Raw genomic sequence first — 3,801 nt, 5'->3', positions numbered from 1 at the left:
CGTGTAATGGGCTTTGTATTGGCTCTTGCCGCGAGTAGATTAGTGCAAAACTCAGCTCAAGGTGTTAGGCGAGCGGCTTTGACTTCACTTGTTGTTAGCACTGTGCTGTTAGCTGCAACATTTAGTTTGATTGGTCATAGTACTGAACTGCATGGCTTGGCAAGAGTTCTTATTTTTATGCATTTGTTGGCGATTGGCTGTTGGATTGGTGCTTTTTATCCATTATGGCGAATGTGTTCAACCATTGATGTAATTTTGCTAAAACATGTGATGGACAGATTCGGTCAGCTAGGTATCGTAATTGTTAGTTTGGTGGTGTTCTCTGGCATAGGTTTGTTATTGATGTTATTTAATAAGCCTGAAGAGTTTCTCAATAGTGATTATGGCATTGCAGTAAGCCTGAAGCTGAGTTTTGTCATTATCATCTTGCTATTCGCGGCGCTACATAAATTCATTTTGGTTCCCAAAGTGACGTTAGAAAATCAGCTGAGGACGAAAAGTAACCTTAGGAAGTCTATCGCTTTAGAGTCTGTGGTTGGCTTACTTATCTTGGCCACCACGGCCGTACTATCAAGTATATTTGGGCCAGAGAGCTTAAGTTAGTCTTCGCAATTATTAATTGAAAATGGAGAATGAATTACAATGAAAAATGGAAGAATATTGACACTAATCACTGGGTTTATCCTGATGTTTTTTGCCGGACACTGCACGCTGGTCTCAGCACATGGCGAAGAAATCCATGAGGCAAAATCTACGGCATTTATCGGCATGGACACAGCTCCAGCAAAACTAATCCAGCAATTCCATCAAGCCTTGAAGGCTGGTAATGAAATGGAGGTGAGGATGACCTTAGCTGAAGACGTGTTGATCTATGAAGGCGGTAACGCTGAGCACTCATTAGCTGACTATGCGAGTCACCATATGCATGCCGATATGGCTTATTTAAAAGATCTCAACATTACTCTCAAAGAACATAATGTGCGAATCATGGGGGATATAGCAATCTCTACCGCGATTAGCCATTCAACGGGTGAATACAAGAGTAAAAAAATCGACTCTACCAGTATGGAAACCTTGGTCTTGGCTAAACAGAAAGATGGCAGCTGGAAGATCATTCATATTCATTGGTCGTAATATTATAGTTTCAACCTTTTAGTTAATGGACTGATTAGAGTGCTCCTGTAAATGCTCCCAGGCAAAATTACAGTCACTTGTATTTTATAATTTCAAAATAGATATTTGAACAGGAAAAGGATTTCCTGATTTTTAGTTGCTGTACTGAAGAGTTGATATCGATTGTCAGCGTATTTTACATCAGTAGCATTTAGGTTGTTACTTATTGAATTAGCCTAATATAATATTTTGGTTAGAATACAAATCCGTGGCCAAAATTAGTTGACCACTACACCATGACTATTCTCTTAAATAGAGCTAGCTAGAAACTCAATATGAAATATACGAAGTCTTTATCGTTAAAGAAGTGGAGCCAAAAGTACTCCACATTTTTACACTTGCTCGCAACCACACCAAGAAGCCTTAAGTCTCAATATGCTACCTTTGAGAAAAGGTCAACTAGAATCAGATCCCTTTGATCTACGGTTTAACTTCGACCAAATAAAAGAATAATGTCCTAGCCATTTCCACCGTGATGACCCCCATGGTTACCGCCATTGCCGTTACCACAAACATGCTCGTTCTGTTGCCCGCCTTCGCTTCCTGCTTCGATTGTTATCGTGCCAGAATCTTTAAACATTTGGAATTCACCAGTAGTGATATCATCAGTGGCAGGATCATCTAAATGGCCTAAGCAACTATAACCAACACGATAATCACCTTCTGGTAAATACCCCATTGTAAAATACCAATTACCTTCACTGTCCTGCTTCAGGCGCGAGACAGAGACAGGGCTAACCATGGTATCCGGAGGAGTAGGTCCCATATCAGCCATTTGGTTCAAACCAGTGACGCTATTAGGGTACAGATAGGCCAAATGATGGAACTGAGCGTCGAGGGTCGGCGCTTTATCTGCGTAGGCCGTTTCACAATCAGCGACCCACTGCGGATCAACTTCACCGAGCAAATGCCCCATCTGGCTATTATCTATTGACCACATGCCTTCATGATGCAACTGATATTCAGCTTGCTCATGAGAGAGGCCACGATATAGATCAATTTCTAATGTCATGGAGTGATGTTGCCCGTTAATGATTTCGAAATCATCAACGGGTAAAAAACCATTGTTAATATGTAAAGCATGGCGCCCTTGACCATCATCAACATAGCAACCTTGGTTACCATCTCCTTGAACCATATTAATGTGAACATCATGGTAATGCCCCTCAGGTAGTTCAATACCAGAGATAACCTGGTGACTATCCATTCCTTGGTAATCTAGCAAGTTAAACGCCATGTCTTGTAAGCTATGTCGTAGAACAACCCCTGTTGAATCTGTCATGACCAATTCATTCATCACCATGCCAACATGGGCTACACCCGCCATTGGTGAGTCTGAAACCGCTAATGAGAATTGCCCATTGAGATTATCAGGAACTGCATCACTATTGCTGTCACTGCCACATGCACTTGTTAATAGCATTGTGGATAATATGAGTACACTTTTATACTGATTCATTAGCATCACTATTGTCCATTAAATTTTTCTAATAATACCTAATTAGGGGGAGGGGCAATATCTTTTAATGCAGCATTTGTGACCAGTCCGTTATTTATTTGTAAACCCGAGGTCCAAGTAAGCTACTGGAATTTGAAACGCCCCCCCCTCACAGCTATAGTGGGCTTTTCAGATCAAAAAATAGCTTATACTTTTTATGAATGACCCAACACACTTTGGGGCAAGAATTTGTCAGAATAGCGGTTAATTGGAACCCTACAAAACAGGGTTCCTTTCGACTAACAATCAGTGCCTTCTGAAAGTAACAATGCGTCTTCTAATTCAACTCCAAGGTAGCGGATCGTGTTATCTACCTTTGTATGTCCCAGTAAAAGCTGCACCGCTCGAATATTTTTCGTTTTTGCATAGACTAATGTCGCTTTGGTTCGCCTCATCGAGTGAGTACCATACAAGTTAGGGTCCAACCCAAGATTTGACGCCCATTTTCTGACTAGGGAGCGATAGTAAGAATAGCTAATCGCTTTCTGATTCCGCCTTTGGCTTGGAAAAAGAAAATCGCCGCTGGTCAGTGAAGCAATCAAAATCCATTTCATTAGACTTTGTTGAGTTCTTGTCGTTATCTCAAATTGAACTTCAATGTCTGTTTTTTGCTGGATATGCTTAACACGATTAAATATCCTATCCTGTGAAGATACATCGCAAACCCTGAGCAAAAGTAAATCACTAGCTCTAAGTTTGCTATCAATAGCTAAGTTGAGCAGCGCCAGCTCCATCAGACTATTTTCAATTTCTAGTCTGGTTCTGATCCGCCAAATCTCCTCAAGCCGAAAAGGCTTTTTTACGCCGCTTCGTTTCTTTTTGTTGAAAGCTTCCATGATGACCTCCTTCTTTATTTGGTCATCACGATTGTAGTTGGAAGGAAATGAACAAAGACGTATTTCAAGTTGGCCTAATGAATGTCCGGAAATAACTTTAGCAACTAAATCTCTACTACGTTCTCCCCTAATAGTGATAAAATATCCGCACTAGAATAACCGAGAAACTCTATGTTTATCCATCATGTTAACGGCATCGACTGGCTGGTGATTACAGGTTTTGAAGAACTGAAAACATTATTTATCGAAGAAGCCGGTGCGATCCCTTTTTGCTTCTCTACCGCCAGCGAATTG

The 3,801-nt window shown here is 40.9% G+C and carries 4 protein-coding genes; 2 read left to right on the top strand and 2 right to left on the bottom strand.

What is annotated here, in order from left to right; all coding sequences use genetic code 11:
• Together CXF82_RS00770 and CXF82_RS00765 are read left to right on the top strand one after the other, a co-directional pair.
• On the top strand, positions 1–603 hold a 603-nt coding region (locus CXF82_RS00770), incomplete at its 5' end, for a copper resistance D family protein (protein WP_145991623.1).
• Between the two features lie 57 nt (positions 604–660).
• The gene (locus CXF82_RS00765) at positions 661–1,134 is read left to right on the top strand and encodes a YybH family protein (protein ID WP_257982699.1); all 474 of its coding nucleotides are present in this window, start codon (positions 661–663) and stop codon (positions 1,132–1,134) included.
• 496 nt (positions 1,135–1,630) lie between these two features.
• On the opposite strand, the gene CXF82_RS00760 is transcribed toward CXF82_RS00765, so the two are convergent.
• Together CXF82_RS00760 and CXF82_RS00755 are read right to left on the bottom strand one after the other, a co-directional pair.
• The gene (locus CXF82_RS00760; protein WP_102043502.1) at positions 1,631–2,632 is read right to left on the bottom strand and encodes a DUF4382 domain-containing protein; all 1,002 of its coding nucleotides are present in this window, start codon (positions 2,630–2,632) and stop codon (positions 1,631–1,633) included.
• Positions 2,633–2,910: 278 nt separating this feature from the next.
• A complete protein-coding gene (locus tag CXF82_RS00755; RefSeq protein ID WP_102043499.1) occupies positions 2,911–3,507 on the bottom strand; it encodes a tyrosine-type recombinase/integrase in 597 nt (198 codons plus the stop codon).
• Positions 3,508–3,801 lie beyond the last annotated feature (294 nt).

It is taken from the genome of Shewanella sp. GutDb-MelDb (assembly GCF_002836075.1).
GTDB lineage: Bacteria > Pseudomonadota > Gammaproteobacteria > Enterobacterales > Shewanellaceae > Shewanella.
Note: the sequence above shows the minus strand (reverse complement) of the source record. Positions and strands in the feature narration are given on the sequence as shown.

Coding starts and splice junctions, on each gene's coding strand:
- CXF82_RS00760 (WP_102043502.1), bottom strand. CDS start 2,632: ATGAATCAGTATAAAAGTGTACTCATATTATCCACAATGCTATTAACA.
- CXF82_RS00755 (WP_102043499.1), bottom strand. CDS start 3,507: ATGGAAGCTTTCAACAAAAAGAAACGAAGCGGCGTAAAAAAGCCTTTT.